The 26,888-nt window shown below is 56.6% G+C and carries 18 protein-coding genes; 9 read left to right on the top strand and 9 right to left on the bottom strand.

The window, feature by feature from the left end; all coding sequences use genetic code 11:
* The first annotated feature begins 3 nt into the window (after positions 1-3).
* From D1823_RS10040 to D1823_RS10025, 4 genes are all read left to right on the top strand, one after another.
* Positions 4-354, top strand: coding sequence for a lipopolysaccharide assembly protein LapA domain-containing protein (locus D1823_RS10040; RefSeq protein WP_162896806.1), 351 nt, complete (start codon positions 4-6; stop codon positions 352-354).
* A gap of 11 nt (positions 355-365) precedes the next feature.
* On the top strand, positions 366-1,007 hold the full coding sequence (locus D1823_RS10035; RefSeq protein ID WP_117869780.1) for a phosphoribosylanthranilate isomerase: 642 nt from the start codon (positions 366-368) through the stop codon (positions 1,005-1,007).
* Positions 1,008-1,240: 233 nt separating this feature from the next.
* Positions 1,241-2,488, top strand: a complete 1,248-nt coding sequence (gene trpB / locus D1823_RS10030; protein ID WP_117869779.1) for a tryptophan synthase subunit beta — start codon at positions 1,241-1,243, stop codon at positions 2,486-2,488.
* 725 nt (positions 2,489-3,213) lie between these two features.
* Positions 3,214-4,809, top strand: a complete 1,596-nt coding sequence (locus tag D1823_RS10025) for an Ig-like domain-containing protein (protein ID WP_162896805.1) — start codon at positions 3,214-3,216, stop codon at positions 4,807-4,809.
* 52 nt (positions 4,810-4,861) lie between these two features.
* On the opposite strand, the gene D1823_RS10020 is transcribed toward D1823_RS10025, so the two are convergent.
* The 7 genes from D1823_RS10020 to D1823_RS09990 all read right to left on the bottom strand — a co-directional run bounded on the left by D1823_RS10020 (position 4,862) and on the right by D1823_RS09990 (position 10,890).
* A complete protein-coding gene (locus tag D1823_RS10020) occupies positions 4,862-5,236 on the bottom strand; it encodes a DUF2237 family protein (RefSeq protein ID WP_117869777.1) in 375 nt (124 codons plus the stop codon).
* Positions 5,237-5,245: 9 nt separating this feature from the next.
* Positions 5,246-6,409 (bottom strand): serine hydrolase, encoded by a 1,164-nt coding sequence (locus tag D1823_RS10015; protein WP_117869776.1) that lies wholly within the window; start codon positions 6,407-6,409, stop codon positions 5,246-5,248.
* A gap of 83 nt (positions 6,410-6,492) precedes the next feature.
* Entirely contained in the window at positions 6,493-7,173 is a 681-nt protein-coding gene (gene pth, locus D1823_RS10010) for an aminoacyl-tRNA hydrolase (RefSeq protein ID WP_117872831.1), read from the bottom strand.
* Between the two features lie 141 nt (positions 7,174-7,314).
* Positions 7,315-7,968, bottom strand: a complete 654-nt coding sequence (locus D1823_RS10005; protein ID WP_117869775.1) for a 50S ribosomal protein L25/general stress protein Ctc — start codon at positions 7,966-7,968, stop codon at positions 7,315-7,317.
* A 249-nt stretch (positions 7,969-8,217) separates the two neighbouring features.
* Positions 8,218-9,384, bottom strand: a complete 1,167-nt coding sequence (locus D1823_RS10000) for an alpha-hydroxy acid oxidase (RefSeq protein ID WP_117869774.1) — start codon at positions 9,382-9,384, stop codon at positions 8,218-8,220.
* Positions 9,385-9,531: 147 nt separating this feature from the next.
* Complete coding sequence (trpA, locus tag D1823_RS09995) at positions 9,532-10,323, bottom strand: tryptophan synthase subunit alpha (RefSeq protein WP_117869773.1); 792 nt, start codon at positions 10,321-10,323, stop codon at positions 9,532-9,534.
* Between the two features lie 78 nt (positions 10,324-10,401).
* Entirely contained in the window at positions 10,402-10,890 is a 489-nt protein-coding gene (locus D1823_RS09990; RefSeq protein WP_117869772.1) for an acyloxyacyl hydrolase, read from the bottom strand.
* A gap of 202 nt (positions 10,891-11,092) precedes the next feature.
* Between D1823_RS09990 and ychF the strand changes: the two genes are divergently transcribed.
* From ychF to fdhF, 5 genes are all read left to right on the top strand, one after another.
* Positions 11,093-12,190 carry a redox-regulated ATPase YchF gene (gene ychF / locus D1823_RS09985; protein ID WP_117872830.1) on the top strand — a complete coding sequence of 366 codons (1,098 nt, stop codon included), beginning with the start codon at positions 11,093-11,095 and terminating at the stop codon, positions 12,188-12,190.
* Between the two features lie 248 nt (positions 12,191-12,438).
* A complete protein-coding gene (locus D1823_RS09980) occupies positions 12,439-14,736 on the top strand; it encodes an autotransporter outer membrane beta-barrel domain-containing protein (protein ID WP_254683703.1) in 2,298 nt (765 codons plus the stop codon).
* 252 nt (positions 14,737-14,988) lie between these two features.
* Positions 14,989-15,870: a LysR family transcriptional regulator gene (locus D1823_RS09975; RefSeq protein WP_117869770.1), complete on the top strand. Its 882-nt coding sequence runs from the start codon at positions 14,989-14,991 to the stop codon at positions 15,868-15,870.
* An 85-nt stretch (positions 15,871-15,955) separates the two neighbouring features.
* Positions 15,956-17,659 carry an NAD(P)H-dependent oxidoreductase subunit E gene (locus D1823_RS09970; RefSeq protein ID WP_117869769.1) on the top strand — a complete coding sequence of 568 codons (1,704 nt, stop codon included), beginning with the start codon at positions 15,956-15,958 and terminating at the stop codon, positions 17,657-17,659.
* A gap of 13 nt (positions 17,660-17,672) precedes the next feature.
* Complete coding sequence (gene fdhF, locus D1823_RS09965) at positions 17,673-20,456, top strand: formate dehydrogenase subunit alpha (protein ID WP_117869768.1); 2,784 nt, start codon at positions 17,673-17,675, stop codon at positions 20,454-20,456.
* 576 nt (positions 20,457-21,032) lie between these two features.
* Here the strand turns inward: fdhF and D1823_RS09960 are convergent.
* Together D1823_RS09960 and D1823_RS09955 are read right to left on the bottom strand one after the other, a co-directional pair.
* Positions 21,033-25,121: a translocation/assembly module TamB domain-containing protein gene (locus D1823_RS09960; protein ID WP_254683702.1), complete on the bottom strand. Its 4,089-nt coding sequence runs from the start codon at positions 25,119-25,121 to the stop codon at positions 21,033-21,035.
* Positions 25,118-26,881: an autotransporter assembly complex family protein gene (locus D1823_RS09955; RefSeq protein ID WP_371415310.1), complete on the bottom strand. Its 1,764-nt coding sequence runs from the start codon at positions 26,879-26,881 to the stop codon at positions 25,118-25,120. Before D1823_RS09955 ends, D1823_RS09960 begins: the two co-directional genes overlap by 4 nt.
* Between the last annotated feature and the right edge of the window lie 7 nt (positions 26,882-26,888).

Here is a 26,888-nt window from a genome sequence, read left to right as displayed (position 1 = left end):
ATGATGAGTTATCTTCGATATGCTTTTTTGGCAGCCCTCGGGATCGTCCTGATCTCAGTGTCTCTTGCCAATGTTCAACCCGTTAAGCTGAAACTGATGCCCGATGCTCTGGCCGAGCTTCTAGGCTTTAACCTCAGTGCGTCACTGCCGCTGTTTCTGGTGGTTTTGGGCGGTGTGGCAGCAGGATTGGTTATAGGCTTCCTGTGGGAATGGCTGCGGGAACACAAGCACCGCCGCGACGCGACCGTGAAGAAAACCGAAGTGCGCAAGCTTGAGCGAGAAGTCAAGAAGCTTAAGAAAAAGCAAAACGAAGGCAAGGACGACGTTCTTGCCCTTCTGGATGAGGCAAGCTGAGCCTAAACGCTATGCCTGACGTTCGGTTCAAAATCTGCGGTCTGACCGCGCCAGAGCATGTGCGTGCTGCGGCCGAAGCCGGGGCGGGTTATGTTGGATTTGTTTTCTTCCCGAAATCGCCACGCAATCTGGACGTTTCGCAGGCAGCAGAACTGGCGCATCTCGTCCCTGTTGGTGTTGCTAAGGTGGCTCTGGTCGTGAATGCCACTGACGAAGAGCTGGACGAGATCGTTTCTACTGTACCGCTTGATATGCTTCAATTGCACGGCAAGGAATCGCCCGAACGGGTGACCGAAGTGCGCGAGCGGTTTGGTTTGCCGGTGATGAAGGCCATCGGTGTGGCCGAAGCCGAGGATTTGGCGGCCATCGATCTTTACTCAGAAGTGGCTGATCAACTGCTGATCGATGCGAAACCGCCCAGAGAATCGGAATTGCCGGGCGGTAACGGGTTGGCTTTTGACTGGCGGCTGCTGGCCGGGCGGAAGTACTGGCGGCGCCCTTGGATGCTGGCCGGTGGCCTGACATCCCAGAATGTTGCCGAAGCTGTCCGGATGACGGGTGCCCGTCAGGTGGATGTCTCGTCCGGTGTTGAAAGCGCGCCGGGTGTAAAAGATGCGGGCTTGATCCGCAACTTTGCAACCGCTCTCGGGTGATCTGATACACAACTTGTTGCGTATCTCTCGAAAAGGAGGGATGGAGTATGCCGGCAGCGGACCGCTTGGCCGATGTGAACAGTTTTCACCACTTTCCATGCATCGGCTCGCCAACTCTGAGCAGGCGATCCAGGTTTGGCGTCAAAGCACGCAGGCGGCAGAATGATGCGTTTTGGCATGGCAAATCCCTTCGCCACCACCTATGAACATCGAATACGACGAGGGAGACACCCATGGCCAACGATCTTTTCAATTCCTTCATGTCCGGCCCTGACGAACAGGGACGTTTCGGCATCTTCGGCGGGCGTTTTGTCAGTGAAACACTGATGCCGCTGATCCTGTCGCTGGAAGAGGAATACAACAAGGCCAAGGAAGATCCGACCTTCTGGGCCGAAATGGATGACCTGTGGGCAAACTATGTGGGTCGTCCTTCGCCGCTGTATTTCGCGGAGCGCCTGACCGAACATCTGGGTGGGGCGAAGATCTATCTGAAACGTGACGAGCTGAACCACACCGGGGCACACAAGATCAACAACGTGCTGGGCCAGATCATTCTGGCGCGGCGCATGGGCAAGACGCGGATCATTGCTGAAACCGGGGCAGGGCAACACGGCGTGGCGACCGCTACCGTGTGTGCCAAGTTTGGCTTGAAATGCATCGTCTACATGGGCGCACATGACGTACAGCGTCAGGCCCCGAACGTATTCCGTATGCGTCTTCTGGGGGCCGAGGTGATCCCTGTGACCTCGGGTCGTGGGACACTTAAAGACGCTATGAACGACGCATTGCGCGATTGGGTGACCAATGTGCGTGACACGTTCTACTGTATCGGCACTGTGGCTGGTCCGCACCCCTATCCGGCAATGGTCCGCGATTTCCAGTCAATCATAGGCAAGGAAGCGAAAGAGCAGATGATGAAGGCCGAAGGCCGGTTGCCCGACACGATCATTGCGGCCATCGGCGGCGGTTCGAACGCGATGGGTTTGTTCTACCCGTTCCTCGACGACAAGGACGTCAACATCATAGGCGTCGAAGCGGGTGGAAAAGGTGTGAACGAGAAAATGGAACATTGCGCTTCCCTGACAGGCGGTCGGCCGGGCGTGCTGCACGGCAACCGGACCTATCTGCTGCAGGATGACGATGGCCAGATTCTCGAAGGTTATTCGATTTCAGCCGGGCTGGACTATCCGGGCATTGGGCCTGAGCATTCCTGGCTGCACGAGATAGGCCGCGCGAATTACGTCTCGATCACAGACAAGGAAGCGCTCGAGGCGTTCCAGCTTTGCTGCGCCACCGAGGGGATCATCCCGGCGCTGGAGCCAAGTCACGCATTGGCACATGTGATGAAGATCGCACCGAAATTGCCCAAAGATCATCTGATCTGCATGAACATGTGTGGTCGCGGAGACAAGGACGTTCAGACCGTGGCCAAATATCTGAACTTCGACATGTCCGATACCGAAGGCCGTTCGGCAGATTGATTGGGAACCGGGGCCATGAGCCCCGGTTGTTCGTTCTCGGGCTCTGTAGCTGGAGAGAACATGAAAGAAATTATTCCTGGGCGACGGGTCCCGTGCTCCGAATGTGGGTCGTGCAGAATGGCCAGAGCTGTGACAAGTCCTTCGACAGCGGAATAACCTAAAAAAGATTGTCACCAAGGCGCATTGAAGAACGATACAGAAGCCTGAAGATTCGCCGGCTGCCGTGAAATTGGGATCGACTTGCATGAATTTGTTTCCCAAAAAATACCAGTCGCGATCGTTATCTTCGATTGTTGCGATCGTTGCGTTTTTGCCGAGAATTAGTACCCTGCGCACCTTTAGCTTTTGTTTTGTACAGTCCTGGCTCGTTGAAAGGTTTCTCTGAGAAGACACCTTGAAAACACAGGATTTCAGGATGCTTTCTGACTTGTTCCGCCTGTGCTTTAAGGTTTGTGCACGTCCATGTGACCCGCACGCCAAAGTTGAATCGTTTCCAATTCTATACAGCGTCTCAGAATTGATTTAACTATTTGGTAACTGGCGGTGTTGCGGCCGGTTCAGGGGAGTCTCTGCAGTAGATGGGACAATTGATGACGCTGTTCGGGACATAGTATCTTTGCCCCGGGCACCCTGGTGTTTAGCACCCTCGCGGCGCTTTAGGAGGTAAAATGGTTAGGTTCGCTATTTCGAGGCTCTTGTGTCTCTGTTTTCTGATCTCAGCACTCATGATCGGAAGCGCGAAAGAGGGCGCGGCCCTTGGGGGCAGCTTCATCATAACCTCGATTCCGACACCGAACGGGGGAAGCATCTTTTTTAACAATATCCCGCCTTCAGGCACTGCCTTTGTATCCCTGGGGGGCTCGGGGCAGGTTCCTGGCGGCAGTTTCTACTTTAACAACGGCATTCTGAACCAGACTGCGATCACGCCTGCCGGCCTGGCTTCCCTGGGCTATATCGGTGCGACCATTCTCAGTCAGGATGGCGCGAATTCTACCTATGCGGCAGATGGATATCTGGGGATTACGTTTACAGCGCGTGAATCCGTCGGCGGGCCGCTTTACCGCTACGAGATCGCATTGTCCGGAGTAGCGAATACCCAAATCGTCAACACCCGTGTTCTGGTGGATACCACGCAGCCAACCGCAACGATCGGAGCTTTGACACCGACCGGCAGCAGAACTTTTCAAGCAACCATTACTCTGAGCGAGCCAAGTACCGACTTCACCGTAGGCGACCTGTCGGTCACGAATGCAACGGCTTCTATGACTGGGTCCGGCACCAGCTTTGTCGCCACTTTGACGCCTCAGAACAACGGAACCATCGAACTCTTCATTCCTGCAGGGGTGTTCTCGGATGCGGCCGGTAATCTGAACCTGGAATCAAACAGGGTCAGCACACTTCAAGCGGTGACAAATGCTCAACGTCAGATTCAGGCATTTCAGAACGCCCGGGCCAACAGCCTTGTGACGAACCAGCCGAAACTGACCCAGTTTTTGCAACGTTCCGGGTCGGGTGTTCTGGACAGTTCTGTAACCCAGGGCTCAGGGTATCTGAATTTCGCCAGTGATCCGTTGCGTCCTGTCTGGTTCAGTTTGACCGGCAACTGGAGCTCGCAGGATGATTTTGATAGCTCCTATGCACTGGCTGTTGTCGGGGCTCATCGTCAGGTCAGTTCGAACCTGTTGATCGGTGCTATGCTTCAGTTCGACTATGCCGAAACGGAAAACGGCCCGGCCAGCGTGGATGGCACGGGCTGGCTGGTTGGTCCCTATGTGGTGGCAAAAATGCCCAATCATGCGGTTTTTTTCGAGGGGCGTGTTCTTTATGGACAAGCCGACAACAACATCTCTCCGTTTGGGACCTACGAGGACAGTTTCGACAGTGATCGCTGGCTGGTCCAGTCGCGCGTGACCGGTGAGATAAAGCGTGGCGCCCTGACATTGATGCCATTGCTGGACGTGAGCTATGCCAGTGACGATCAGAAAGCTTATACCGATAGTCTGGGCAATCTGATTCCACAGCAGGATTTCAGTTTGACGACGGCACGGCTGGGTATGGATTTCAGCCACCCGCTGCAAGTGTCACGTGGAGAGATGATGCTGACGGGTGGACTGTCAGGGATTTGGAGCACGACTTCTGGAACTGGCACCGCTCCCGGCGTGACGCCGATTGGCGACACCGCCCGTGCCCGCGCGGATCTGGGCCTGGACTATCGGCTGGAAAACAACAGCTTGCTTGCAGCAAACGTGTTCTATGATGGCATCGGTGAAAGCGGTTTTGAAAACTACAGCATCAGCCTGATCTGGCAAATGGCATTCTGAACCGGGGGCGAGACTGGATCGCGGATCAGGTTTCGCCCGGGCGCAATGGCCGTCAGGCATTCGCCTTGTTCTGAAGCAAGATATCAAGTGGCACAATCTCAAGCGCTTGTTGGTGTGTTGCTTCCAGGTGAACCTTTGGGGCACATCCCTCGTCATGGGCCTGTAGGAACCGGCTGGCACACAGACACCAGCTGTCACCGGGCTTGAGGCCCGGGAAATCGAATTCGGGCCGAGCCGTGCTCAGATCATTGCCGACGTATTTCGAGAATGCCAGAAACTCGGCCGTCATCACCGCACAAACGGTATGGCTGCCCTGATCCTCGGGGCAGGTATTGCACGCACCATCCCGAAAGAACCCTGTCAGAGGATCGCGTGAGCAGGGCGTCAGAACGCCGCCAAGTACATTGATACTGTCTTGCTTTTGCATGAAGGCACCTTACAGGCTTTCTGCGATCTTGCGGAACATTTCAATATTCTGGTCATTTACGCCAGTGTCGCGGAAATGCCGATCAGCGCCAGTAGACACAATCAGAACGCCGCGAGGTTGGTTGAAATAGATGTATTGCCCATACACGCCCCGGGCCAGAAACTCTCCCTCATGCGCGCCGCGTGGAATCCACCACTGATACCCATATCCAATCTTCCCCCGAGCGGTCGGTGCGCTGGGTTGAGTTGCCTCGAATATCCAGTCGGCGGGCACCACTTGCCGGCCGCTCAATTCCCCATCTTGCAGGATCATTTGCCCGAACCGTGCAAAGTCACGTGTCGTGAAGTTTAAACCACCCAGAACAAAAGCGACCCCGGCGCCGTCGGTGACATAGTATCCGTCGCGCTCAAGGCCCAGGGGCTGAAGAATTCTTTCTGTCAAAAGATCCGCAACACTGCGACCGGTCGCCCCGCGTATCACCATGCCCAATACATGGGTGTCTATGGAAACGTATTGCCAGGTTTCACCGGGGGGCGCGAAACTGTCCTGCAATGAGGCCGCGAAATCGTCCAATTCACCGCCTAGGGCAATCACACGGCCCATCCTGTTGATGTCAGACTTCGGGTCCAGATAATCCTCGTCGAACGTGACGCCGCTGGCCATATTCAGAACGTTCCGTATTGTCGCCGTGTTATATGCGCTGTCTGCAAGTTTGGGGGCGTAATTGACGACGGGATCATCCAATGAATCGATTACGCCCTCTTGCAGGAGAATGCCGAAAAGCGCCGACAGATAGCTTTTTGCCACTGACCAGGAAATCCGGCGGTCATCGGGACCGGTGCCCAGATAGTATTCCTCGAACCGGATCTTGCCGTTCTGCATGATGAGCAAAGAAGTAACAGAGCGTTCATTGATCCAATTGTCAGTGCCTTCAGGAAGATCGAAACCTTCGCCGTAGGGCAGCTCCCATGTTGGGGCGTTTCCACGCGGCAGATCCACGGTCAGAAATGCTTCATCCATGTGCGAAAAGTTGTGAACGATCTTGTCCTCGGAAAACAGAGAGTTCACCGCCATCAGGCGCTGTAACTCTTCGCGTTTCCAAAGCCCAATTGCAGCGGCGGCCAGAGCCAACGCCAGCACAATGCGCAGAACCCATTTCAGTATGGATCGCATCGTAAAGCCTCCATTGTTTACAGGTATTTGAACGCGGGCGTCCCGTTTTCGCAACGCCGACGTAACGGAAACAGGGCACCGAGCTATTTGAACTTGTCCAACAGCTTTTGCATGGCGGACCGTTCGTCGACCGGTGGATCAGGAGGTGCCTTAGGCGCGGTTTCGGCTTTCGGCCCGGCCGTCTTGGACGACCGAGGCGGCGCAGTGCGCAGGGCAACCGCGTTCATGAATTTTCCACCATCATCCCGCGCCAGATGGGACGCTCCGTCCGAAACTCCCCGAAGGACGTCATCCAGCCAGTCAGCCTCCGATTTCGCAAAGTCGCTCAGGACATAAGCCGAGACCATTTCTTTGCGGCCCGGATGTCCGATGCCAAGTCGTACACGATCATAGGCAGCGCCAATATGGTCGTGGATCGAGCGCAATCCATTGTGTCCCGCGTGTCCACCGCCCGCCTTGACGCGCACTTTGCCCGGGGCGAGGTCCAACTCGTCGTGAAACACAACAACATCAGTGGAGTCGAGCTTGTAGAAACGCATCGCTTCACCCACGGATTGACCGGACCGGTTCATGAAGGTTTGCGGTTTCAGCAACAGGATTTTTTCAGAGCCCACGCGACCTTCCGAGATCTCACCCTGAAACTTGGATTTCCATGGGCCAAACCCATGGTCCTCTGCAATCCGGTCCACAGCCATAAACCCGATGTTGTGCCGGTTCCGGGCGTATTTCTGCCCAGGGTTTCCCAATCCGACAAAGAGTTTCATGACCATACTCCGCCTCTGTAGCCTTGAGGCTATGTGATGCCCGGAATAGCCAGGGAAATCCAGCCAGCGCCGAGCGTCTTGACCATAAAAAAACGGGGCTCGTCAGAACCCCGTTTCAAAATCCAGACGATTGATCCGGATTTATTCTTCTTCTTTGCCGACGACTTCGACTTCATCGACTGCAACTTCAGCCTCTTCATCTTCGTCGTCGTCGCTTGTTGCCAGACCTGTCGGAGCCGAGACGTTTGCAATCACGAAGTCACGGTCGATGGTCGGCTTGGTGCCTTCGGGCAGGACAACCGATGAAATGGTGACGACGTCGTTGATGTTCATTCCGGCTACATCAACGGTGATCTTCTCAGGAATCTCACCCGCGGTGCACAACAGCTCGACTTCCGGACGGACAACGGTCAGAACGCCGCCCTTCTTGATGCCGGGGGCTTCATCTTCGTTGATGAATTCAACTGGAATGTACAGTGCGATCTTCGTGGTCCGGCGCAGGCGCATCAGGTCCAGGTGGGTCGGCAGGTCTTTGACGATATCACGCTGAACATCGCGGCAGATGACACGAACGTCTTCATGGCCTTCGACCTTCAGGTTCCACAGGGTCGATTTGAAGCGACCGGCTTTCAGGCGCTTGAACAGTTCGTTGAACGGGATCTGAATTGCCAGCGGATCTTTGTCGCCGCCAAATACAACACCCGGAACCATGCCTTCGCGGCGTGTTTTACGAGCGGCGCCCTTGCCTGTCCCCGTCCGTTCCAGAGCTACGAGATCAGGAATCTCTCCAGCCATGATAATTCTCCAATGTTAGGGCGGGTATCCTCCAAGGCTGTATACCCGCGTGAAGCCGCGTCCTTATCTCGATTCACCACGTTTGGAAAGGGGTAATTCATACCTTGTCATTTTGCGGAGCTTAACCTCGCGCTCCGGGGTACTTCTCGCAAAATCAGTGATGGGTCCGCTGCTTCATCTGGCTCCAAATATCCTGGGGGAGGCGCCCGGAACGGGCGGCGGGGGCAGAGCCCCAAAACTCCCGCGGAATCAGCCTTGCCAACGACCGCCAAAACCCTCTGGTACCAGAAGGTTATGCGACCCCAGCGCGTCGACGGTTTTTTCACCGCACAGCGCCATTGTTGTGTCGAGTTCCTTCTGGATCACCTCAAGCGCGGTGGTAACGCCTTTCTGGCCCATGGCGCCCAAGCCATAAACAAATGCGCGGCCGATATACGTCCCCTTGGCCCCCAGCGCCAACGCTTTGAGCACGTCCTGACCTGAGCGGATACCACTGTCCAGATGCACTTCGATATCATTGCCAACAGCGTCCATGATCTCGGGCAATACCCGGATCGAACTGAGCGCGCCGTCCAACTGACGTCCGCCATGGTTCGACACGACAATGGCATCGGCCCCCAGCTTGGCTGCCATTTTGGCATCTTCCGCGTCAAGGATACCTTTCAGGATCACTTTTCCGCCCCACTGTTCCATCAGCTTTTCGACCTTGCTCCAGTCGAGGGTGGGGTCGAACTGTTCAGCGGTCCAGGCCCCCAGTGAAGACACGTCCGAGATGCCTTGCACATGTCCCACTATATTACCGAACTCGCGCCGCTTGGCCCCCAGCATTTCAATGCCCCATGCCCATTTGGTCATCAGGTTTGCGATGGTCTTTGCGGTCAGCTTGGGTGGTGCGGACAGACCGTTCTTCAGGTCTTTGTGCCGTTGGCCCAGAATCTGCAGATCCAACGTGATCACCAGCGCCGAACACCCAGCGTCCTTGGCCCGCTGGATCAGACGGCTGACATAGTCAGCGTCCTTCATCGTGTAGAGCTGAAACCAGAATGGTTTTCCGGTGTGCTCGGCCACGTCTTCGATCGAGTTGATCGACATGGTTGAAAGGGTGAAGGGAACTCTAAAATCTTCGGCAGCTTTTGCGGCTTTCATCTCTCCGTCCGCATGCTGCATCCCCGTTAACCCAACCGGAGCCAGCGCAACCGGCATCGAGACCTGCTGTCCAATCATTTCTGAGGCAGTTGAACGTCCAGACATATCAACGGCAACGCGCTGGCGCAGGCGAATCTTTTCAAAGTCGGAACTGTTTTCGCGGAATGTCTGTTCCGTCCAGCTGCCGCTTTCAGCGTAATCGTAGAACATCCGCGGTACGCGACGCTCATAGATGCGCCTGAGGTCTTCAATGTTGGTTATCACAGGCATGTCTCAGACCTCCGAACTTACTGGTTAGTTTTCCTTACCAATGCAAGTCAAAGGCTGCAATGATCTGGCCTGGTGTCGGGCGGTCAAAAAAGCCTGCCGCAGAGCACTCTGCAGCAGGCTTTTTATCGTATTGATTTATCCGCCGGATCAGGCGCTATGGGCGCCATCCGACAGGGACTTTACAAAATCCAGCACTTCCTCGACTGGCTTGCCTGCACCGATCTGGCTGACGATCGCTGATCCGACTACGGCACCATCTGCCACTGACGCGATATTGCGGGACTTCTCGGGCGTGTTTATGCCAAAGCCCACAATCACCGGCAGCTCGGTCGCGGCCTTGATGCGGGCAACCTCGGGGGCCACATCCGTTGCCTGCGCCTCGGCCGCGCCGGTGATGCCAGTGATCGAGACGTAATATACGAAGCCCGAGGTGTTCTGCAGAACCCGCGGCAGGCGCTGGTCATCCGTGGTAGGTGTCGCAAGACGAATGAAGTTCAGACCCGCTGCCTGAGCAGGCAGGCAAAGCTCTTCGTCTTCCTCGGGTGGCAGATCCACGATGATCAGCCCGTCAATGCCGGCTTCTTTTGCAACTGCCAGAAATACGTCAACGCCCCGGCTGTAAATCGGGTTGTAATACCCCATCAGGACAATTGGCGTAGTGTCGTCTGTTTCCCTGAACGCGCGCGCCAAATCCAATGTACGTTGCAACGTCATCCCGCCATCCAGCGCGCGTTGGCCCGCCGCCTGAATCGTAGGGCCATCCGCCATCGGATCTGTAAAGGGCAAACCCAGTTCGATGACGTCCACGCCTGCGCCGGGCAAGCCCTTGACCACGTCGAGCGAGGTGTCATAGTCAGGGTCCCCTGCCATGACATAGGCAACAAAAGCCTTCTTTCCTTCGGCTTTCAGGGCGGCAAACTTAGCGTCGATACGGGTCATCGGATGTCCTTGCACTCGGGTTTGGACCCGTGTGCAGAAACTTTGGCGGAAAATCAATCCCACCGATGCACGAGCAGGTCAGAAGCCCAGATGGTACCGCACCAGAAATGCATTTACGCCCGGGTTTTCGTGGTTTGTACTGGCATTGGACTTGTGTGTGATAGCAACGGACACGCTGTTACCATTGTTCAGGTTGTATCCCAGACCAAAAAGGCTACGGATTTGAAAATCGCCACCCAAGTCATTCAGGTCATTGCCAGCATTGTAGTATCCGGGCATGACACTGCCTTCGACGAACCATCGATCACTAAACGAATACAGCCCGATCAAACCTGCACCGATGTGGGTATCGCCGTCTTCATCTATGGACAAAGCCGCCCCCCAGCCCGCGCTGAACCGCTTGGCTTGGTGAAAGGGCCTGTGTTGATATTCAAGTGAGATCAGTGCCTGATCTTCGGACACGTCTTCGGAAAAATCAGCATACCCCGCGCCAAAAACAATAGTTTGAGCATGGGCTGATACGGAGGCTGTAGAAGCCAAAACAGCTGTAAGAAAAAGCGTTCTCATAGTTTCCCGCCAGTAAAAATTCGATCGTGCAATGCTAAGTGGTTATCGTAGGGCATTTTTTTCAGTTCCCACAAGAACACGTTTTGGGAACGTTTTTGTGATGTTGCGAAAGGGACTCAGCAAAATGCACCTCCAGCATTTGCTTGCGCATTGATGCGGACCTGCATAGAAGCTGCGTTCGTATTCTATGCAGGAGGCCGATATGGGCTTTAAAATGGGAATCGTGGGTCTGCCGAACGTGGGCAAGTCGACCCTGTTCAATGCGTTGACCAAAACCGCTGCCGCGCAAGCCGCGAACTTCCCATTCTGCACCATCGAGCCCAACGTCGGCGATGTGGCCGTGCCAGATGACAGGCTGGACAAATTGGCAGCAATCGCCACGTCAAAACAGATCATCCCGACGCGGATGACATTCGTGGATATCGCCGGTCTGGTGAAGGGGGCCTCGAAAGGCGAGGGGCTGGGCAACCAGTTTCTGGCAAATATTCGCGAGGTCGATGCCATTGCCCATGTCTTGCGCTGTTTCGAAGATGGCGACGTGACCCATGTAGAAGGCCGCATCGATCCGGTGGCCGACGCCGAGACCATTGAAACCGAGTTGATGCTGGCCGATCTGGAAAGCATCGAAAAGCGCCGCGCCAACCTGGTGCGCAAACTGAAAGGCAACGACAAAGAGGCACAACAGCAGGAACGCCTGCTTGCCGAAGCGCAGGAGATGCTGGAGGACGGTAAACCTGCGCGTCTGGTCGAAGTTTCGGACGAAGACGCCAAAGCCTGGAAGATGTTGCAACTGCTGACCACCAAGCCGGTTCTTTATGTCTGTAACGTGTCCGAGGAAGAAGCCGCTGAAGGCAACGAATACTCGGCGAAAGTCGCCGAAATGGCTGCCGCCCAAGGCAATTCTCATGTCATCATCAGCGCCAAGATTGAAGAAGAGATCAGCCTGCTTGAAGCGGACGAGGCACAGATGTTCCTTGAGGAAATGGGTCTGGAAGAGCCCGGCCTCGACCGTCTGATCCGTGCCGGTTACGACCTGCTCAAGCTGGAAACCTATTTCACAGTCGGCCCGAAAGAAGCCCGCGCCTGGACCATCCCTACGGGCACTGCTGCACCGCAGGCGGCTGGTGTCATTCATGGTGATTTCGAAAAGGGTTTCATCCGCGCCGAGACCATCGCCTATAACGACTTTATTGCCTGCAACGGCGAGCAAGGGGCCAAAGAGGCAGGCAAAATGCGGGCCGAGGGAAAAAGCTACATCGTCAAGGATGGCGATGTGATGCACTTCTTGTTCAATACGTAACAGCAGAGTGCTTCCGCTTGGCTGAGCACCTTACGGGTAGTGCTTTGGTGAGGCTAAGGGCCGGTGTGAGCCCAAGGCAGTCAATCGTTCGACTTCTCCGAAAAACTAAAAAAAAGCTCTCTGCCTATCAAAAAACGGGTGTAGCCTCACTTGTGGAGTTGAGGGAGAAAGCTATTGCAATCAAAGGACCCGAAATATTCGGTAAGATACGCTCAGCGTGCAATTGTCTCTAGTCCACGTTGGGAGCCTTGGCGTATTTCCTACTGCCCGGCGATGCCTGGGCCCAAAGTTCGCAATCTTGCGTTGAAGTTGGTGCTCCCCGTGACGAATACACTGCTGGAACAGAGACTATTCTTAGCGGGCAGACGATATCTTCTACTGTGAAAACCTGCCTGCCAATTCCAAACGGGCCTATTACGGCGCTTCTGATTGGTAATTCTTCCATAACGCCTTCTGGGGAAATTGAGCTTTATGTCCCGGGGCAGAGTCAAAATCCAGACAAAGCATCGGTACTGACTTTGTTGAACGTCGATGTCGCGGCTGGGAGCGGCGACTTTGTTTCACGGGAGGCCTTGACGACGCAAATCAACGGCAGACTACGAGTCAATATTGTAGGGACTTCGATTGGATCAGGACGATCCATGACATTTGCGCCCGCAAATGGGGGTGATGTTGACCCAACCGAGGTTTATTTCCAATCAGACACGCCGTTAACTTACGATAACTTGACAGTAACAAACGCAACGGAAATCGCGTTTGGTGTGCTCAATATTCAGACAAGAGTTGCTCAAGCGTCTGATTTTACTCTGACCAACAGTTCGACGTCGGCCACTAGCGATATGGTGATAGGTGGCGGCACAACGCTACGACTCGATGCATCCAGCAGTCTGACCACGGTCGATTTTGATAACTTTGGTACTCTGGCCGGCAACGGCACCGTGAACGCATTCAATTTCAACGTGAGAAATGGCGCTGTTCTTTCACCGGGCTCCTCGATTGGGACGTTGAATATTAATAGTGCAATATCCTTCGATGCAGGGTCGACGATTTTGTCGGAAGTCGACCCCACAGCGGCACAAAACGCGGATCTGGTTTCGTCAACAGACGCAGTCACTGGTATCAACAAAGCTACCATACAAGTCGAAGCTGCTCGGCCCGGCCTGACTGCGCAAGACTATGCTGCTGGCAACAATTACACGGTTTTTCAAGCTTCAAGTTTTGATGGAGACTCACCGACATTAGTTGCCGGGGGAACCCTGCCGGCATTGTCCAGTTTGAGTATTGCAAATACCCCTACCGCAGACGGTAGAATTGATATTGCCTTTGCGACTCTTCCCGTCTCGAGTTTGCCGCAGAATCCAGCAGTTGTCGGATCACCCAATGCAAGCAACCTTGCTGGTGCGGTGGCCAACACCACAAACACAGCACCCGGAACCAATCTGACTAATGGCTCAACCTTGGGCAACGCCGTTAACACGCTTACCAATTCAGGTTTGGCTGGATTTAACCGCGTGCATGCGGAACCCTATTCTTCAAACCTGACGGTCGGGCTCGAGCAACTGGATCTAATAACCAACACAGTGCTGAGCCACGCTGACTGCCGCAAGTATCAAGCGGTCGGCTTCAGTAATGAGGATCAACCCGTTGCAGCAGGCGAAATCGGCGCGGCCCAGAGCCCCAGCGGCGCAATAGACTGCTCTGATCGGCGCTGGTGGATCGACACGGCCTATGTGAGCGGGGACGTTGATGGAAGTAACGGTCTGGGGACATTCGGCTATTCGCTCGGCACCATTTTGGTCGGTGCGGATGTCTTCAGTTCGGAAAGAGGGGTCGTAGGCGTGTACGCAGGATTCGGGACGTCCTCCATGGATGAGCACGATCAAGTCGATCAGGACTTTTCGACCGACAGCTATCACGCTGGCGTCTACGGGCGTACTACGACCGGAACATGGGAGTTCTCCGGGCTGATCGGTTACATGTTCGGTGAAACTGACGCCAAGCGGAATAACCCATCTGTAGATGGGTTTACGGGAGGCGAGGCAAAGTCGGATTTGGACCAAGAAGGCATTCACGCCGGTATCCAGGCACGGAAGCTGTTTAATCTGGACAGTGGCGCAAGAGTTTCCACGGTTTTCGGACTAAACTACGGGCGCATCCAACAAGGCTCTGGAACAGAAACCGGAGGCGGCGATTTCAACTATTCAATTGAAAAAGCGGATGCAGAGTCTTTGGTCGCTTCGATTGGCGTCGACTATCAACGGGACTTCTTGAGTGAAAATGGTGTGCTAACCCCAATTGCCTTTGCTCGCTACGAGTACGACTTTTTTGCCAACAAGGATGGTGAGCATGAAGTCACGGTTACAAGCCCGATATTTGGGACATTTACACAGGTCGGGCAAAACCGAGGAGCCAACGGCTTCGTTCTCGGGTTGGGGCTAGGGTATCAAATATCTGAGCAAGCCAGACTAACAGCAGGATACGGCTATTCGGTGCGTTCAAATGGTCAAGAACATGGTTTGGGGGCAAATCTTAGTGTTCGATTCTGATTTCGTGACACAGTTGTTTCTTTTTTGACATCATGCACGTTGACCACAGTTGTTGGGGCAATCATCGATGAGCCCTGTGGACGTCAGCTTTGTCCCGCATACCCAACTACCGGAATGGTCCCGGAACTGCCCGGATTGGTATTCTGTATCTGAGGTTGCAGCTGTTTTTCGACGTGTCAGTTAGCCATTCTTTCCTCTCCAGCCTAATTCCCCTTAATGTGGGTTTCGACCCGTCATTCGAGAAACGTCCAAATGATCGAAATCCGCGACCTGCAACTGCTCAGCGCCCTTGCGCGGCACCGCCATTTTGCCAAGGCGGCCGAAGAGTGCGGGATTTCGCAACCTGCGTTCTCGATGCGCATTCGCAATCTTGAAGAGAGGCTGGGCGTCTCTATCGTCCGCCGCGCCAACCGGTTTCAAGGTCTGACGGAAGAGGGGGAGATGATCGTCCAGCGGGCGCGTCGCATTCTGGATGACACCAAAGCACTGGAACAACAGGTACTGGCCGCCAAAGGCGAGATCACCGGCACGTTGATTTTGGGTGTGATCCCGACGGCCATCGCCTTTACCGGGCGGCTCACCAAACGGTTGAGACAGGCGCATCCACGTATCATTACGCGCATCGAAACCATGTCAGCCACGGCCATTCAACACCGGCTGGACGAAGGCAGCCTGGATGCTGGGGTAACGTATGGCGACAGCATCGGGACCGACCTGCGACAGGTGCAACCTTTGTACGAGGAAACCTATGTTCTGCTGGTCCCTTCGCACATGACGGACGAAACCGGTCCGATACCTTGGGCGCGCGTGGCCGAATTCCCGCTAAGTCTGCTCGAGCCGCAGATGCAGAACCGGCGTATTCTGGATCATGTATTTGAAGATCAGGGTTTGTACCCGGACGTGGTTGCCGAAACCAGCGGGTTTACCGCTTCGATGGTGATGGCACGCGAGGGGCTGGCCGCCACGGTTGTGCCCCGTGTCCTTATTCGGGCATTGGGCGAGTTGAAAGGGACAAAGGTGCTGCCGCTGGTCGAGCCCATTGTCAGCAAACCGATTTGTCTGGCGACACGAAGCCGCGATCCAGAACTGCCAACTGTACGGGCGCTGCGCGCCGTGGTGACGTCTTTGCGGTGATAAGGTGTCGTTATCGTGCAATTGCCAAAAGCGATTTGACGATATGTTAACCTGATGAGACACGGGGCCTGAATCGGAGGGCATCATGGCACCATTAGACACCAAGCCATCAGTCGCACCCAAGGGCGTCTGGAAGTCAGGTAAAGGCAAGGGGCGACACACGCCCAAAGGTCGTCAGTTCACGGATGAGGCGCAGGCTGAAATTCACCGCCTGCTGGGCGACCGTCCGCGCCGCCGCGATCTGCTGATCGAATTCCTGCATTTGATTCAGGATGAACACGGCCATATCAGTGCCGACCATATTGCCGCGCTGGCGGTCGAGATGCGGATCGGTCAGGCGGAAATCTACGAGACCGCGACGTTCTACGCTCATTTCGACGTGGTGAAAGAAGGCGAGACTCCTCCGCCTGCGCTGACCATTCGCGTCTGTGATTCCCTGTCCTGCGAAATGGCGGGCGCCCAACAACTGCAAAAGGCACTGAAAGACGGTCTGGACCCGACCGAAGTCCGTGTGGTCCGCGCGCCCTGCATGGGCCGCTGTGACACAGCGCCGGTGCTGGAGATCGGTCACAACCATATCGACCATGCCAACCCCGATAAGGTGCAGGCCGCGATTGCTGCGGATGACACCCATGCCCATCTGCCCGACTACGAAGCTTTCGCAGCGTATGAGGCAAATGGCGGTTACGCCACGCTGAAAGAACTGCGTGACGGCGGCAATTGGGAGAATGTACAGGAAGTTGTCCTGTCCTCGGGCCTGCGCGGTCTGGGCGGTGCGGGCTTCCCGTCGGGCAAAAAATGGGGCTTTGTTCGCATGAACGAAGGTCCGCGCTATCTGGCCGTCAATGGCGACGAGGGCGAGCCCGGCACCTTCAAAGACCGCTATTACCTGGAACGCACACCGCATGTCTTCCTTGAAGGCATGTTGATCGCCGCCTGGGCGGTCGAGGCCGAGACCTGCTTTATCTATATGCGCGACGAATACCCTGCGGTTCTGGAAATTCTGCGCCGCGAGATCGCCGCGCTGGAAGATGCCGGAATTGTTGAGCCTGGCTATATCGATCTGCGCCGTGGCGCTGGCGCCTATATCTGCGGTGAAGAATCCGCGATGATCGAGTCGATCGAAGGCAAAAAAGGCCTGCCGCGTCACCGACCGCCCTTCGTGGCGCAGGTCGGCGTGTTTGGACGCCCGACGCTGGTGCACAACGTGGAAACGCTCTACTGGGTGTCCAAGATCTGCCGGGAAGGTCCGGAAATCCTCAATTCGGTTGAAAAGAATGGCCGCAAGGGGCTGCGCAGTTATTCGGTCTCGGGCCGGGTGGCGAAACCCAGCGTCTACCTGCTGCCGGCAGGGTCGACCATTCTTGACGTGATTGATGCTGCCGGGGGCATGGTCGAAGGTCATGTGTTCAAGGCGTATCAACCGGGCGGGCCGTCGTCAGGTCTTCTCCCCTCCAGCATCGACGACATCCCGCTCGACTTTGACACCCTACAGCCGCTGGGCACGTTCATCGGGTCTGCTGCGGTTGTGGTTCTGTCCGATCAGGACACGGCCCGCGATGCGGCGCTGAACATGTTGCGATTCTTCGAGGACGAAAGCTGCGGCCAGTGCACCCCCTGTCGGGCGGGTTGCGAAAAGGCGGTCAAGCTGATGCAGGCCGACAAGTGGGATAAGAACCTGCTGGAAGATCTGTGTCAGGTCATGGGCGACGCCTCGATCTGTGGTCTGGGGCAGGCGGCCCCGAACCCGATCCGTCTGGTCATGAAACATTTCGCTGACGAAATCTGAGGGAGACAGATCCATGCTTGATGCAAGCCCAACCAAGACCGTCACCTTCAACCTGAATGGCGATGACGTCACCGTGCCCGAAGGCACCACCATCTGGGACGCGGCCAATGGCCGTGGACTGGTTATTCCGCATCTGTGTCACAAACCGGCACCGGGTTACAAACCCGATGGCAACTGCCGCGCCTGTATGGTCGAGGTGGAAGGCGAGCGTACTCTGGTCGCCTCGTGCATCCGTCCGGCTGCTGACGGGATGGTCGTCAAGACTGACACCGACCGCGCCGAGAAATCCCGTGCGATGGTCATGGAACTGCTGGTGGCTGACCAGCCCGAGCAACCCCATGACGCATCCAGCCATTTCTGGGACATGGCCAGGCTGAACGATGTCAGCGACAGCCGCTTCCCGGCAAAAGAGGCCGAGAAGATCCCGCTGTTGGATGACAGCCACGTTGCGATGCGCGTCAATCTGGATGCCTGCATCAACTGCAACCTCTGCGTCCGTGCCTGCCGCGATGTGCAGGTGAATGACGTGATCGGCATGGCTGGCCGCGGCCACACCTCTCAGGTGGTGTTCGACCAGAACGACCCGATGGGCGATTCAACCTGTGTCGCTTGTGGTGAATGTGTTCAGGCCTGCCCGACAGGAGCGCTCATGCCTGCAACCGTGCTGGACGACCAACAGCAGGGGGACAGCAGAGATTACGACTCTGAGACCGAAAGCGTCTGCCCGTTCTGTGGCGTAGGCTGCAAGGTTTCGCTGAAGGTCAAGGACGGCAAGGTCAAGTATGTCGAGGGCATCAACGGCCCGGCAAACGAAGGCCGTTTGTGCGTCAAAGGCCGCTTTGGGTTCGACTACATCCACCACCCGCACCGCCTGACCAAGCCGTTGATCCGGCGCGAGGACGCGCCCGAGAAGGGGCTGAACGTCGATCCCGGTAAAATCGGCACCCATTTCCGCGAAGCGACATGGGAAGAGGCGATGGATCTGGCCGCAACCAGGCTGATGGCCCTGCGCGACGAAAACCCGCTTTCGATTGCTGGCTTTGGTTCGGCCAAATGCACCAACGAAGAAGCTTATCTGTTTCAGAAGTTCATCCGTCAAGGGTTCAAGCACAACAACGTCGACCACTGCACCCGTTTGTGTCACGCATCGTCTGTGGCCGCTCTGATCGAGAACGTCGGCTCGGGCGCCGTGACCGCGACCTTCAACGAGATCGAAAACGCGGATGTGGCGATCATCATCGGGTCGAACCCGATCGAGAACCACCCCGTTGCCGCGACCTATTTCAAGCAGTTCGCCAAACGCGGCGGCAAGTTGATCGTGATGGACCCGCGCGGCGTTGGTATGCGCAAGTTTGCCGACGAAATGCTGCAATTCCGCCCGGGCGCGGATGTCTCGATGCTGAACGCGATCATGAACGTGATCGTCGAGGAAGAGCTGTATGACAGCCAGTATATCCACCGCTGGACCGAGAACTGGGAAGCCGAGAAAGAGCACCTGCGCCAGTTCACGCCCGAGGCGATGGCGCCGATCTGTGGCATCGAACCGGATCAGTTGCGCCGCGTTGCGCGCACCTTTGCACAAGCCAAGGCTGGTCTGATCTTCTGGGGCATGGGCGTCAGCCAGCACATCCACGGCACAGATAACTCACGCTGCCTGATCTCGCTGGCTCTGATGACCGGGAACGTCGGCAAACCCGGCGCGGGTCTGCACCCTCTGCGGGGCCAGAACAACGTGCAGGGCGCGTCAGACGCGGGTCTGATCCCGATGTTCCTGCCGGATTACAAAACGGTTACGGACGATGGCATTCGTGCGCAATTCACCAATGTCTGGAAATCGGATGATTTCTCGAACGAGAAGGGCCTGACCGTCACAGAGATCATCGACCAAGCCTATGCGGGCAACATCAAGGGCATGTACATTCAAGGTGAAAACCCGGCCATGTCCGATCCGGATGTTGGCCACGCACGTGAAGCGCTGGCCAAGCTGGACCTGATGATCGTGCAGGACATCTTCCTGACCGAAACCGCGAACTATGCGGACATCATCCTGCCGGCCTCGGCGCTGTATGAAAAGAACGGCACGGTGTCGAACACCAACCGTCAGGTTCAGCGTGTCCGTCCGGCCGTGGCACCTCCGGGTGAGGCACGCGAGGATTGGAAGATCACAGTCGAACTGGCACAGCGGATCGGTCTGAACTGGGATTACACCGATGTGTCTGAGGTCTTTGCCGAGATGAAACTGACCATGGAATCGCTGGACAATATCACGTGGGAACGGCTGGAAACCGAGACGATCACCTATCCGGCGCTCAGCGAAACCGATCCCGGCCAGTCTATCGTGTTCGGTGATGGTTTCCCTCGTGCGGGCGGCAAGGCAAGGTTCACACCGGCCAGCGTCATCCCGCCCGATGAGGCGCCCGATGACGAATACCCGATGATTGCCACCACTGGCCGTCAGCTGGAACATTGGCACACCGGATCGATGACCCGCCGCGCCAAGGTTCTTGACGCGGTTGAGCCCGAGGCCAACTGCTCGATGAACCCGCGTACACTGAAGCTGATGCGAATCGAACCGGGTGAAATGATCCGCCTGACCACGCGTCGTGGTTCGATTGAAATCATGGTGCGCGCCGATCGGGCAATTGCCGAAGACATGGTGTTCATTCCGTTTGCATATGTCGAAGCGGCAGCGAATATCCTGACGAACTCGGCCATCGACCCTTACGGCAAGATCCCCGAGTTCAAGTTCTCGGCCATTCGTGTCGAAAAGATCGAGGATGCGATCGCAGCGGAATGAGATCGCTGCCAGACTGAGTAAAAGCGGCCTCGGAGGGGGCCGCTTTTTTCTTCGCCACGCCATAGTCTTACCGACTGCTTCATTTGACTGGCCCTTACGACTCGTTCGCTACATTTTTCTGAGGTCTTAGGCCGTGACCTCGGAGCAGGTGACTCGTCAGCAGCTGTGTTACAGTGGCATGGAACCGCCATGCCGCAGCGATAGAATGGCTGAAGGCACAAGATAATCAGAAGCTATTCGCGTTCCCACGGGCGCCGAAAATTGCTGACAAACCAGGGAAAGGTGAGAAGACAAACTGTCAGGTCATGGATTGAGATGTCGCGGTGTCTGTACAATTTCCCTGTTTCTAAATTTGCGGAAAAACCCGGATGTACTGGTGAATTACTCACCGGACACCGGTGAGTCTTATTGTCGTCTGGGATACCACGCTGGTTTCGGCACTTGAATCTTTCTGAAACAAGGTTTCCCGACCACCAATGAAATCGGAATGAGCCGTCTAAAAGGCGTTTTGAACACCCTACACCTGCTCGCGCGACACGAAAGGGCGGCTCAATTTAGCTTCTTTTTGACAGTTGGTTAGTAATCGCGTTCGAAGAATAAACCCACGCCTGTCTCGCCACGACCATCGACGGTACCACGTACTGTGAAACTGTCGGTAACATCGAGATTCAAGTTCACTTCGGTGTCGCCTTCGGTGTTCACAGTGAAGTCTGTATAAAGGTTTTCACCCAGATACGCGCCAGCGCCCAAACGGCCCGCGCCGCCTTCCGAAGCACCGATGTCAACCGTATCCACTCCGGTGGAATCGCGCAGGCCTTTCGTTGCATCACCTCCCGCACCGCTAAGCTGCGCCAGTGATGCCGCCATCTGCGCGATCAGGAACGGCGAGATTTCTGAAAACCGGTTCCCGAAAAGCAGCATCGCCAGCGCTTCTTCAGCCGGACGTTCGGGATCGGAAAACACATTGACCTCAGGTGAATCCAGCGGGCCTGCAATTTCGATTGTCGCTGTGCCGTCGGACGTGCTGGCCGAAGACTCGAACTCGATATACGGTGTCAGGTCACCCTGTAGTGTGACAATCCCCTTTGTCAGTGCCAACCTGCGGCCCAGAATGTCGAAATTCCCCCGGATCAGTTCGATCTGACCGGACGGAACAACAGAGGCTGTGGTGCCCCCGATGAGAATCCGACCGCCCAGTTCTGCATTCACGCCTCGCCCTGTGACAAAAACCGCCTTGGGTGCAAGCAGGCTAATATCCAGCGCAATCCGGGACGCGCTTTTCTCGGATCCTTCGATCACAACCAATCCGGCACGCTCTCGCGTGACGAAACCGGGATGACTTTCGTTGATGTGCTGGATATCCGGGATAGGTGCCGCGCCTACCGCGCCGGACGCGGCTGCAAGGTTGATGTTGGTCTCGTCAAACGTGATCTGCCCGGCCAAAGAACTGTTTCCGGCCAAAGCCCCGGTCATAGCAATCTGGCCGTTCAGGGTGGTTTCATACAGCAACTGATCCGTCAGCACGAGGTTGTTCAGGGTGGTGGTGATCTGGGCGTTGAACGGAGGGGTCAGGTCTACAGGTCCGTTGACGCTAAAGCTGCCGCCCGCCCGAACTCCGCCATTCAGTGTGATGGTTGCGCGGCTTTGGGCCAGATCCACCTGACCACTGATCCCGGTAATGGTTTGACCCGCACCCGGAATGGCAAGCGATGTGCCCGAAGTGGTGACCGATCCGCTCAGTGACGCCAGCGTAGGCGCGCCCTTGAGGGCAAGATTGAAGCGCGCCGATCCGTCGATCTTGTTGGGTGTGATAAATACATTCGCGATTCCAAGGTTGATGCCGCCCTGAGCTGTCAGATCCGCCTGACCGCTAGTTTCGTCAAAGGTGCCGGCCAACGTGGTGTCTATGTCCGCGGGCCCTTGCGCCTTGGCGTCGATCGTCCAGACTCCATTGTCGCGCTGGGCCGTCCCTGTTGCTGCAACGGTGCCGGGGAACTCTGGAACAAACCGCTCAATCTGGTTTAGTTTGGCGTCAAAGTCGACGTCGGCAGACCCATTCCGGTCAACTGTTCCCTGAAGGCTGGCGTATGAGCTGTCTGGTCCGTCCAGACGGGCAGTGCCTTCTAGCCCAGAACCGGTTGGAGCGACGTTCCCGCTCAGGCTAAGCGGGCCGGACAAGGTTTGCGACAGGCGGCCGAGGTCATCCAATTTGGCGGAAAAGTCCAATCCGCCAGCGTTTCGGTCCAACTTTCCTGATGCATTTGCCGACAGGGCGGTTCCAATCAGTTGGAACGTGCGGATGTTCAGGCCTTCGTCGTTATTCACCGCGTCCACGGTCAGATTCGTTCGCCCCTGGATCAGGTCGTCTACGGCATCGATTCCGGTTTTGATATCGTCCGCAGCCAAATTGCCTATTACGTCGAACGCCATGCTGCCGACCGCGCCCTTGCCGGCAACATCCGCACGGATCGCTCCTGCCAGATCGCGTTTGGCAAGGCCTGAAAACAGCGAAAGGTCCGGGATGTTCAGATTGGCTTGTCCGTCAATAGCCAAAGCACTCTTTGGGTCGTCTATGGTGGCAGAGGCTTTGGCGGTCAGGGCAGAACCGTTCACCGTCGCGTCGCGGATCACAATCCGTTCCTGGCTCAGCGCACCGTCGAACGTGATCTCGTTGCGACCGGCCAACAGCGGATCAATCTCGGCCAGGCCGGTTTTGATGTCCCGGCCGGACACGCTGGCTGTGCCGTCAAACTCCAGCGTCTGAACGGTTCCCTTTCCGTTCAGTTTCGCTTGCACTGCACCCCCAAGCTCGCGGTTGGCAAGGCCTGAGAACACTGAAAGGTCCCGGGAATTGACCGTTGCCTGACCATCGATAGCCACGTTGCCATCAGGTGTCGTTACCGTGCCATCGACCTGCGCGCGCAAGGTATCCCCGATCAGGGTAAAATCACGGACGGTTACACCATCTGCGCCGCGCTTGGCGTCGAGCGTAATCGTTGTTTTTCCCCGGATCACCGGATCGATGTCATCACGCCCGGAAGAGAGGTCAGTGCCCTCGACCTCCAGTTTGCCGTCGAAACTGCCTTCCAGTGGTGAACCCTGACCAGTCAGTCGGGCAGAGACCTGACCGCCCAGCTCCAGCTTGGCCAGTTCCGAAAATCGGGACAAGTCCGTGGCTTCTAGAGTGGCGGTGCCGTCGACGGCCAACCCGGTGGACAGGCCGCTGATCAATGCGTCGATGCCCAAATCGTAGTCCAAACCGACCAGTTCGAACCCGGTCAGGTTGAGGGATTGGTCACTGCCATATTCGAAGGTGCCATCCAGAGTAATGCGGCTGCCCACTGCTGCATTCAGCCCGGAGTCAGCCATTTTGATACCGTCCAGAGCGGCTTGCAGATCGCCGTCGAAGCTCAGGGCATCACCCTGTTCCAGGGTTCCCTGCGCCGAGACTTGCGCGCGCTGCACGTCGAGCTGTTCGGTTTTCACGGCCTTCGCGGTCAGGCTCAGATCCCAAAGGTTGCCGTTCTTTTCGTCGAACAGCGCGGAAATCTGTGCCGCTCCAATGGATGTGTCGCCGCCTGAGACAGGCAGAACAACGCTTTGCCCTTCTGGCGGAGTAATTCGCCCCTGAAGGGCCGCCAGTTGAAGCTGACCACCCGCTGCCAGTTCCAGCTGACCCTCAAGTTTCAGCGCTTGCGAGGTGAGTTCCAGATCACTGATGGTCAGCGCACCGTCGGGCAGCGTCCGCCCATCCACATACAGCCGTGTTTTGGCGCCGAAGAATGTATCCATATTGTCGGCTACAAATGGTGTCAGATCACCGCCGAGATCGGCGGTAAAGGCAATACCCTCTTCCGCGCTTGCCGCCGCAGTCGGGGCCGAGCGCAACCGTACCTGCCCTGTCACCCGAGGCTGACTATCGCTGCTGAGGCCGATATCTGCTGTGAAGTCGGTCACCGGTCCGGACCCTTTCGCGGTCAATCCAATCGGCGGACTGTCCGGAATTTTCAGAGCGGCCGAGATCAGACCGCCCGCTGCCTCTGTCACCTGAAGGTCAAGATCGATCTGGCTGTCTGAATTCTGAAAGCCCGCAGTCAACTTGATTTCATCACCGGCCCGATCCAGCCGGGTAATATCCAGATTGGTGTCCAGCGTCCCGTCGACAAGTGACAGGTTGCCATTGACCGCCAATTCCGCGGCCACTCCGATCAGAGGCTGGCCCAAAGCCAGCTCGTCGATGCGGATTTCGCCGATTTCGATGGCAACGGGTAGTTCAGGCAGTTGGAAGCCTTTTGTTTCTGCGGTCGGCGGCGGCGTATCCTTGGTGGTGGTGCCCGGCGCGCGGGCGACGTCGATCTCGTGCGCAGTCAAAGCATTGACCGAGAACCGCCCACGGATCAAAGCCAGTCGGTTCCAGTCCAGTTCGGCATCCTTGATGGTAAGCCAGACTCCTTCGTCATCTGCAACTGTGATCTCGGCAATCGTGGCGCGTGAACTTAGCGCACCTTGCAAGCCTTTGACGGTGACGTTCTGATCGTCGCCCGACAGGGTATCCTGTAGGAACCGCTCGATCATGCTGCCGCCTTCATCTTCCTGCGGATGTCCGGCCACCGGCACGAATGCCAGCGCGCCGATCAACAGAGGGTATGAAAGGTATCGTCTCAAAACGCCTGTCCGATCCCGATGTAGAACTGTAGCCCGTCCCCGGTGGGACCGCTGACAGGATAGGCCAGATCAAAGCGCAGGGGGCCAAACCCGCCCAGATCATATCTTACGCCAATACCAGCGCCAGAGTGGTCTTCTGCGCCGCTGCCGATAAAGGACGACGTGTCGACAACACCGTAGTCATAAAATCCGACCAATGACAGGCTGTCGGTTACCTTGCCACGGATCTCACCGGACAAGCCAATAAACGACTTACCGCCCGCGATGCCGGTCCCGACCGGAATGCCGAGACTTTCATACGGCTGCCCGCGCACGGTTCCCGCGCCGCCCGAGAAGAACAGAAAGTCAGGTGTGACGCCATCGGCGGGTGGGCCAATCACGGATCCCAGTTGCGCGCGACCGGCCAAAACGATCCGCCCCCCTGTCCCCAGGCTGGTATAGGCCCGCCCATCAAAGAAAAGGCGGATGCCGGTATCCGTACCGGAAATTCCGACAAAGGGCATGACTTGCGAGTCCAGATAGAATCCGCGCGTGGCGCTGACTTTGCTGTCGCGTTGGTCCCATTCGGATCGGAACGGCAGGATGAAATACCTGAACTTGCGCCCGCTGCCATATGCATCGTCCGCGTCCGACCACTGAAATCCGGCCGATGCCTCGGCGTAGAGACTGTCTGAAAACGTTCGGCGCGCACCATAGGCCAGCGAAGCCACCGTCACATTATAGTTTTCCGTGTTGCGGCGTTCCAGCAGGGTGCTCCAGAAGGTGTTGTCATCGGGGCCAAGCCGGTCAGGTTGATCCAGACGCAGCCCGATCCGGCCATCGATATCCTCGGCACCACCAATATTTCGAACCGCCGCTTCGAAGCGCAGACGTTCTGCGCGCCTGAACATGTTGCGATGGGTCCATGTCGCGGTCACATCAACACCATCGCGAGAGGCCAGTTCCACACCAAAGGTCAACCGACGTTTGGGCAAGTCTTCGAACGTGGCATCGAAATCCAGTGTGCCATCGGGGTTTGGGGTCTCTCGTTCCTGCAGCGAGACCACGTTGAACGTACCGGTCCGGCGCAATCGTGTTCCAACCTTCTGAATTTTCTCGGGCGAATATACCTCTCCACTGGGGAACCCGGCGATCTTTTCGATGGACCTGTGACGCACATCTGAATCGCCTTTGATAAACATTCTGCCAAATGTCAGCCTGCGTCCGGGATCAAGGTCGATCTGGGCATCCAGGCGGGCTTGTGCGTGGCGCGCGATGATTGTCTGACCCGCAACACTGGCTTTTGCATGACCAGCGTTCCTCCAGCCCTGAACACCGGCCGAGGAGGCCTGTTGAATGGCTCCGGTTGTCGCCAGTTTCCCAGAGGCAAAGTCTTCGGGCAGCTCCGTGTCGGGGGCCAGGGGCTGAACAATGGCGGTGCCGAAATTGAAGCTTGGCCCGGTTTCAACGGTAATCGCAGCACGGTTGATTTGTGCAGGCACCGTGAGAGAGCTCAGTTCGGCCGCTTCCTGTCCATCAAGCTTGATGCTGACGACCGGACTGAAATACCCTTCGTCGTACAGGATTTGTACAATCGTTCGGTAATCCGACAAAGCCGCTGAGAGGATTTCAAGCGGGGTGTCGAGGCCACGTTCTTCAGCCGTCGTTACTGAGGATGTCTTTTCGAGGCGTTCAACCAGTTCTTTCGATGCGCCGGGGGCAGAGAGTGAGGTTTCCAGCGCCACCAGTGTGGTTGGGGCCAAAGTCACAACTGCGGCCATCAGCCAG

It is taken from the genome of Ruegeria sp. AD91A (genome assembly GCF_003443535.1).
Lineage (GTDB): Bacteria > Pseudomonadota > Alphaproteobacteria > Rhodobacterales > Rhodobacteraceae > Ruegeria.
The sequence above is the reverse complement of the archived record's forward strand: the minus strand, read 5'-3'. Positions and strand labels throughout refer to the sequence as shown.

Excerpts from the sequence above, each read along its gene's own strand:
- D1823_RS09975 (WP_117869770.1), top strand. The coding sequence starts at position 14,989 with ATGATCGAAATCCGCGACCTGCAACTGCTCAGCGCCCTTGCGCGGCAC.
- D1823_RS10040 (WP_162896806.1), top strand. The coding sequence starts at position 4 with ATGAGTTATCTTCGATATGCTTTTTTGGCAGCCCTCGGGATCGTCCTG.
- D1823_RS09990 (WP_117869772.1), bottom strand. The coding sequence starts at position 10,890 with ATGAGAACGCTTTTTCTTACAGCTGTTTTGGCTTCTACAGCCTCCGTA.
- ychF (WP_117872830.1), top strand. The coding sequence starts at position 11,093 with ATGGGCTTTAAAATGGGAATCGTGGGTCTGCCGAACGTGGGCAAGTCG.
- D1823_RS10015 (WP_117869776.1), bottom strand. The coding sequence starts at position 6,409 with ATGCGATCCATACTGAAATGGGTTCTGCGCATTGTGCTGGCGTTGGCT.
- trpA (WP_117869773.1), bottom strand. The coding sequence starts at position 10,323 with ATGACCCGTATCGACGCTAAGTTTGCCGCCCTGAAAGCCGAAGGAAAG.
- pth (WP_117872831.1), bottom strand. The coding sequence starts at position 7,173 with ATGAAACTCTTTGTCGGATTGGGAAACCCTGGGCAGAAATACGCCCGG.
- D1823_RS09970 (WP_117869769.1), top strand. The coding sequence starts at position 15,956 with ATGGCACCATTAGACACCAAGCCATCAGTCGCACCCAAGGGCGTCTGG.
- D1823_RS09955 (WP_371415310.1), bottom strand. The coding sequence starts at position 26,881 with ATGGCCGCAGTTGTGACTTTGGCCCCAACCACACTGGTGGCGCTGGAA.
- D1823_RS10025 (WP_162896805.1), top strand. The coding sequence starts at position 3,214 with ATGATCGGAAGCGCGAAAGAGGGCGCGGCCCTTGGGGGCAGCTTCATC.
- D1823_RS10020 (WP_117869777.1), bottom strand. The coding sequence starts at position 5,236 with ATGCAAAAGCAAGACAGTATCAATGTACTTGGCGGCGTTCTGACGCCC.
- D1823_RS10035 (WP_117869780.1), top strand. The coding sequence starts at position 366 with ATGCCTGACGTTCGGTTCAAAATCTGCGGTCTGACCGCGCCAGAGCAT.
- fdhF (WP_117869768.1), top strand. The coding sequence starts at position 17,673 with ATGCTTGATGCAAGCCCAACCAAGACCGTCACCTTCAACCTGAATGGC.
- trpB (WP_117869779.1), top strand. The coding sequence starts at position 1,241 with ATGGCCAACGATCTTTTCAATTCCTTCATGTCCGGCCCTGACGAACAG.
- D1823_RS10000 (WP_117869774.1), bottom strand. The coding sequence starts at position 9,384 with ATGCCTGTGATAACCAACATTGAAGACCTCAGGCGCATCTATGAGCGT.
- D1823_RS10005 (WP_117869775.1), bottom strand. The coding sequence starts at position 7,968 with ATGGCTGGAGAGATTCCTGATCTCGTAGCTCTGGAACGGACGGGGACA.